General features: G+C 38.0%; 6 protein-coding genes. All 6 read right to left on the minus strand.

The genetic code is table 11. The features are described 5' to 3' along the window. Window positions 1–167: 167 nt before the first annotated feature. Window positions 168–1,259, minus strand: a complete 1,092-nt coding sequence (locus ACIQCO_RS27720; protein ID WP_400435351.1) for a DegT/DnrJ/EryC1/StrS family aminotransferase — start codon at window positions 1,257–1,259, stop codon at window positions 168–170. A 183-nt stretch (window positions 1,260–1,442) separates the two neighbouring features. Then, window positions 1,443–2,495 (minus strand): Gfo/Idh/MocA family protein, encoded by a 1,053-nt coding sequence (locus ACIQCO_RS27725; protein WP_400435353.1) that lies wholly within the window; start codon window positions 2,493–2,495, stop codon window positions 1,443–1,445. Window positions 2,496–2,720: 225 nt separating this feature from the next. Next, window positions 2,721–3,428, minus strand: coding sequence for a galactosyltransferase-related protein (locus ACIQCO_RS27730; RefSeq protein ID WP_400435355.1), 708 nt, complete (start codon window positions 3,426–3,428; stop codon window positions 2,721–2,723). A 335-nt stretch (window positions 3,429–3,763) separates the two neighbouring features. Further along, window positions 3,764–4,243, minus strand: a complete 480-nt coding sequence (gene rlmH, locus ACIQCO_RS27735; RefSeq protein ID WP_400435357.1) for a 23S rRNA (pseudouridine(1915)-N(3))-methyltransferase RlmH — start codon at window positions 4,241–4,243, stop codon at window positions 3,764–3,766. 101 nt (window positions 4,244–4,344) lie between these two features. After that, window positions 4,345–4,503 (minus strand): CxxH/CxxC protein, encoded by a 159-nt coding sequence (locus ACIQCO_RS27740; RefSeq protein ID WP_400435359.1) that lies wholly within the window; start codon window positions 4,501–4,503, stop codon window positions 4,345–4,347. A gap of 155 nt (window positions 4,504–4,658) precedes the next feature. Further along, on the minus strand, window positions 4,659–5,894 hold the full coding sequence (locus ACIQCO_RS27745; RefSeq protein WP_400435361.1) for a S1C family serine protease: 1,236 nt from the start codon (window positions 5,892–5,894) through the stop codon (window positions 4,659–4,661). Window positions 5,895–6,223 lie beyond the last annotated feature (329 nt).

The following is a 6,223-nucleotide window of genomic DNA, read 5'->3' on the forward strand; positions in this document are numbered from 1 at the left end:
GTAAGTACCTTGCGCCTCCTTAGTGGTTGGTCGATGTGTACCCCCACAGTGGACTTTCACCACCTAGATAGTTGCCATGCCTGGCACACCAGAAACAGAAGGACTGAGGTAAGTCCTTCTGGGGAATTTTAAACCGGGGAATTCGAGGAATTTTCATCCAACTTTAACTAAAATTGATTAATGCAGTCAACTACCATTTTTGCCTTTTCTAGAGTTAAAACAGGAGATATAGGTAGACTTAATACTTCTGAATGAATTTGTTCAGAAATACAGTAGCTTTCTTCATTCCATTCGTTGTATGCAAGCTGTTTATGCGGCGCAATTGGATAATGAATAAGTGTTTCAATATTATTATTTAATAAATATTTTTGAAGGCTTTCTCTTTCTTCCGTTCGGATTACAAACAAATGCCACGAGTGAGATAATTGCCCATCTCTCTCTAGAATAGGTAATACAATTTTAGGATTATTTATGAATTTACAGTAATACTCAGCTATTTGGCGTCTTTTACTATTATCTTTATCTAAATATTTTAACTTAATACGTAAAACAGCAGCCTGTATTTCATCTAAACGACTATTTAAACCTTTATAAATATGTTCATATTTCACAGGAGATCCATAATTTCTTAATGCACGCAGTTTATCTGCGAGGCTGTCATCATTAGTAGTAATTGCTCCTCCATCCCCAAGCGCCCCCAGATTTTTTCCTGGATAGAAACTAAACCCAGCAGCATCTCCTAAAGTACCAGTCTTTTTACCATTGAATGTAGCACCATGAGCTTGAGCAGCGTCTTCAATTACTTTCAGTTTATATTTTTTAGCGATTTCATTAATTGCATCCATATTAGCAGGTTGTCCATATAAATGAACTACCAAGATCGCTTTTGTTCTTGGTGTGATCTTTTCTTCTAATAAAATGGGATCAATATTATATGTTTTAATGTTAGGTTCAACTAAAACAGGTATTGCGCCATTTTGTGAGATTGCTAAAATCGAAGCAATATATGTGTTAGATGGGACAATGATTTCATCCCCTTCACCAATACCGTAAGCACGAATGATCAATGTTAACGCATCTAAGCCATTAGCAACACCTATACAATGCTTAACTTTGCAATAACTTGCAAATTCTTCTTCGAATGCTCTTACTTCTTGACCAAGAATATACTGACCACTTGAAACTACTCTTTCAACAGCCTCTGCTATTTCATTATGATATTGATTATTAATCTCTTTTACGTTAAGAAATGGAATCAAAAAAAAACTCCCTTAAAAAATATTTTCATTTTTTTGTAGTTTTAAAGTTTTTCAATTCATAATGATCTTTGGCCACTTTGGACAAGTTAAAGTTTCATCTAGTTTTGTTCCACAGTTCCAAATTTAAGTCTTTAAAGCTACAAGGATCAGCAACTTTATCACCATCCAATTCCCGTTCCTTTTTTAAAGGTATACTTCATGTTTTGTTAAGCTAGAAGTATAAATTGCGTCTAAAATTTGGTTGATTTGTAATCCTCTTTCTCCACTTGGAAGGGGCGCTGTTTGATTAATAATCGATTCATAAAAATGTTTCCACATATTTTTGTGCGCATTAGAATCGACAAATGAACTATTCGGTTGATAATTTACTTCTTTTCCATCTTCTTCTGTGAAATAGGTTAAAGGATTTCCATTTGTTAAATCAACACCTGCTTTGTCTCCTAAAAGCTGAACAAAAACTTTTTCCTTTTCAATATTGGATGCCCAACTTGTGTCCAAATTAATGGTGGCTCCGTTTTCTAAACGAATGAAAGCAGTGACATAATCTTCAACGTCATATATACCATTAGGATTTGCAACAGCCCTAGCTCGTGTCGTTCCTTTGTGTCCAAACTTCTGATAAGTAGCAGCAGACACAGATACCACTTTAGGGTCGCCCATTAAATACAGGGTTAAATCTAGCATGTGTACTCCTAAATCAATCAAAGGTCCTCCGCCAGAGAGTGATTTATTCGTAAACCACCCACCCCAACCTGGAATTCCTGACCTTCTGACCCATCCGCATTTGGCATGATAGATATCACCAAGTTTATTCTGTAAAATGTCATTTTTAATGACTGCGACTTCATCACGGAATCGATTATTCAAGGCTGTCATTAAAATCTTTCCTTGTCCTTTTGCAGTTTCGATCATTTTTTTTGCTTCAACAGGATTGATAGCGAGCGGCTTTTCGCATAAAACATGTTTTCCTGCTTTCAAAGCATCAATAGAAATAGTAGAATGCAAAAAATTTGGAGTTGTTACAACGACCGCATCAATTTCTTTTATGGAAAGCAATTCATGGTAATTAGAATATATACGGGCGGCTCCAACAGCTTCAGCCAATGTTTTAGCAGCTTCTATATTCACATCTGAAACAGAAATTACTTCAATAAATTCTTTTAACGCATTGAGGGCATTCATGTGAGCTCTTTTGGCAACTCCTCCTGCACCAATCATTCCGACTTTTAATTTCACTTTTATTCCCCTCGTTCAGTATGTTGGTATATTGATAAATTTTTTTATCCTTTATAAATTCTTGTTTGATTAACACAACTGGCCCTTCAAAAAAGGAGAATCTTCAATATCGATTGAGGCTACATGAAATTTTTTAGCCAATAAAAGGGCAGCCTACATTCCAAATATTCTTGCCGAATATGACATAATCAAATTTCTTGTGGCTCATTGATTCTCTCCTTATATTTAGCGCCTTCTACTCCCTGGCCTCCGTCGTTCTCCTATAAGTCTTAGCATGGCTTCCTTATTTCCATTTGCCTTATCATATCTAATCAATAGTTTCATATTATCTTTGGCATTCGGAGCATTTCCCCATTCCGTTATCGGATGCCAGAAGTGAATGAGTTGATTTTCTAGTTTTTTATAGGGTCCACATAGTGTTTCCAAAGCATGTATAAGAGCGTCGTCTTCGCCGCCCCAACCAACAAACCTTTCATCATAACCGCCAGCTGCAATGAAAGTCTCACGCCTCATAACCATCAATTTTCCTCCAAAGCGTTCATAAAAATTATTAATAGAATAATTATCAATAGAAGTATTTAGCGGCCAGGTTGGTTCTGTCGCCAACAACCTGTCTGTATTATCTTGTGATAAATTAACCACACCACGATAAGGAATTACCCATGGATAATGGTCTAAAAACTTAACAGCTTCTTCTATAATTGCCGGGTCATAAACAACATCGCCATCTGCCAGGACGAAAATTTCCCTTGTGGCCATTTTGGCAGCATCATTTAATGCTTGAGAGCAATTAAAATGACCACCCGATGATAAACCAATACATAATTCAGCCTCTGGCATGGTAACTTCGTAAAATTTTTTTACCCAATGGATAGCCCTATCTCTTGGCCCGTTATCAGATTGATAAGGCAAGAGAATTGATATATTTTTCATTTCTATCGCTCCTTACCCTTTATTCCCAACATCCTTTACATAAGATATTTTATTAAAAGGCTGTACATTGCGTGTAGGTCTTTTTGTAATTATTTTTTGACTAAAAAGATAGGAGCTGATAAAAAATGCTTATTCCATTAACTATTGCCGTTAGCCCTTGTCCAATTTCAAATGCCAGAAAATAAAAGGATGAAAAGAAGACAGTTATCTGTCGCTTTTCATCCTTTTTTTCTAATTCATTACTCTTTTAATTACCCTTGCTTAGACTTTGCAAAGATCAATACTGTATCTATCAAAAAATAAATTTCATTTACAATTAGTTTACAAAACCTCATTTACTTATGATACGGTTCCCCCCGATTAATCCGATAAGCCCTATAAACCTGTTCCACTAATATTAACCTCATCAGCTGATGCGGGAAGGTCATCCGCGAAAATGACAATTGCTCGTTTGACCGCTTCAACACTTCCTCACTCAACCCCAATGACCCGCCAATGACAAAGGCAATTTTACTTTTCCCGTATGTCGCTAGTTTGTCCAATGAATCAGCAAGTTCCTCTGATGATGCCAATTTCCCTTGGATGGCTAAGGCAATTACATATGTATCCTGACTGATTTTTGTAAGAATTCTTTCGCCTTCTTTTTGCTTTACCTGCAGCATTTCCAGCTCGCTTAATTCTTCAGGTGCCTTTTCATCCGCAACCTCAATAACCTCTACCTTGGCATACGCTGATAATCGCTTTAAATACTCATCAATGCCAAGACGCAAATATTTTTCTTTTAATTTTCCTACCGTAATAATTGAGATATTCACAATCCACAGCCCTTTTCAACTTGATTACAAACAGCTTACAAACAAGTTGTCCACAGGAGTTATCCACATGTCCACATTTTTTATCCACATCTTGTATGGAATCACTTGTTCGCCACCATATATACAGCCCTATTTTGACAATATTCACAGCTTGTTGATAAGTTATCCCCAGTTAGTTTCGTCATAACCGGAAAAGTTTGATATTCATCCACAATTGCATCCAATCCAATCTCCACATGTTCCTCACAGCAATAAATCATTCTGTTAACCACCTTCCTGAAAAAGATAGACCTTAATCCTATTGTTAACTTTACAACCTTTTGTCATTCGACAACATCAATTACCTCAACCATGATACCACAACAAAAACAGGAGTGTGAATGAATCACCTCCTGTTTTTGCCTGTCGCGGTCGTTTATTGTAATTTCTCTGCGGATAAGCGCAAGGTTGTTTCTTGTAACTTTCCAGCCCGATAAAATTTAACCTTCATTTGCTCGCCTATTTTCTTTTTCTGATACAAGTGCTTACGAAGATCAATGACATCATTTATCTTTTGTCCATCCATTTCGACGATTACATCCAGCTCTTTTAATCCTGCTTGTGAAGCCGGCGAATTCGGTACTACTTGACGAAGTGCCACACCGTAATTCACATTTCGAGGCAGCTTTAACGCCTCTTGCTGATAATAGGCAGGGATTTCAGAAACTGATTTTAAATCGACACCCATATATGGGCGTTTAACAGAGCCAAATTGCTCAAGGTCATTAATAATCGGCTTTGCAGAATTAATTGGGATTGATAGGCCAATCCCTTCAACCGCATTCTGGGCAATCTTCATGGAATTAATTCCGATGACTTGCCCTGCCATATTAATTAACGCGCCGCCGCTGTTGCCAGGGTTAATCGCGGCATCGGTCTGCAATACCTCTGACTGCCAATCAACAATGCCATCCTGATTGATATCAACCGGAATCGTCCGCTTTAATCCGGAGATAATCCCCTGTGTTACCGAGCCGGAAAATGTGGCTCCAAGGGGATTTCCAATTGCAATTACCGGTTCACCCATTTTTAAACTGTCAGAATTACCGAATTCAGCAATCTTTTTTATTTGGCCGGCATCAATCTGCAGAACGGCTAAATCTGTCCAGATATCACTGCCTAGCAGTTTGGCAGGAATTTTCGTTCCATCTGACAACGTTACTTCCAGTTTGGCCGCACCCTCAACGACATGATGATTCGTTACGACGAAAGCCTGATTGCCTTCCTTTTTATAAATAACACCCGAACCCGTTCCGGCTTCCTGCTCTGAGCCGTTTCCATTATCGGACCAAAAGCTTGTAGCCTGAATGTTATTGATGCCGACAACTGCTTCGCCTGTTTTATCAACGGCCTTTGTCGTATTGGTGGTCACATCGTAAGAAATTTGCTTAATGACATTTTGTTGATTATTATTGTTATCTGTTTCCGCTGGTAAGTTTTGAGCGGATTCCAGCTTATAAGGGAGTACCCCCTGCTTAGACAAGGTTGGAATGGCCAGGATAACGACAATGGCACCAATCATTGCCCCTACAAAGCTGGCAAGAAAAAAGCCACCCTTTTTTCCCTTTTGTTCTCGATAACGTCCCTGTGAATGATCATCATAATAACCCAATTTACACCATTCCTCTCTACCCGAAAAGGTTGCTATCTACTATTTTGGCTTATACTAACAATTATACTCATTCATCTTTAAATTACTAAATAATTGCATTTTATTAGCAAAAACTTACGAGTTTGTTCATGATTTGGTCATACTTAAAATTTTGGCTCGGTTATACCTGGCTGTTGATTTCCGTTCCGGGCGCTTCGCTTTCCGCGGGGCGGGCGGTGAGCCTCCTCGGCGCTTAAGCGGAGGGCACTGAAAAACTTACGTTTTTTTGTCTTTTCATTTTGAGGGAATATAAAAAAGGTGTCATTTCGTCTAAAATTAGCTGAAATGGC

Source organism: Neobacillus sp. NPDC093127 (assembly GCF_044754175.1).
Classification (GTDB): Bacteria; Bacillota; Bacilli; order Bacillales; family Cytobacillaceae; genus Neobacillus.

Bases quoted from the DNA above. Each gene is read 5' to 3' on its own strand.
- ACIQCO_RS27730 (WP_400435355.1), bottom strand. From the start codon at position 3,428: ATGAAAAATATATCAATTCTCTTGCCTTATCAATCTGATAACGGGCCA.
- ACIQCO_RS27740 (WP_400435359.1), bottom strand. From the start codon at position 4,503: ATGATTTATTGCTGTGAGGAACATGTGGAGATTGGATTGGATGCAATT.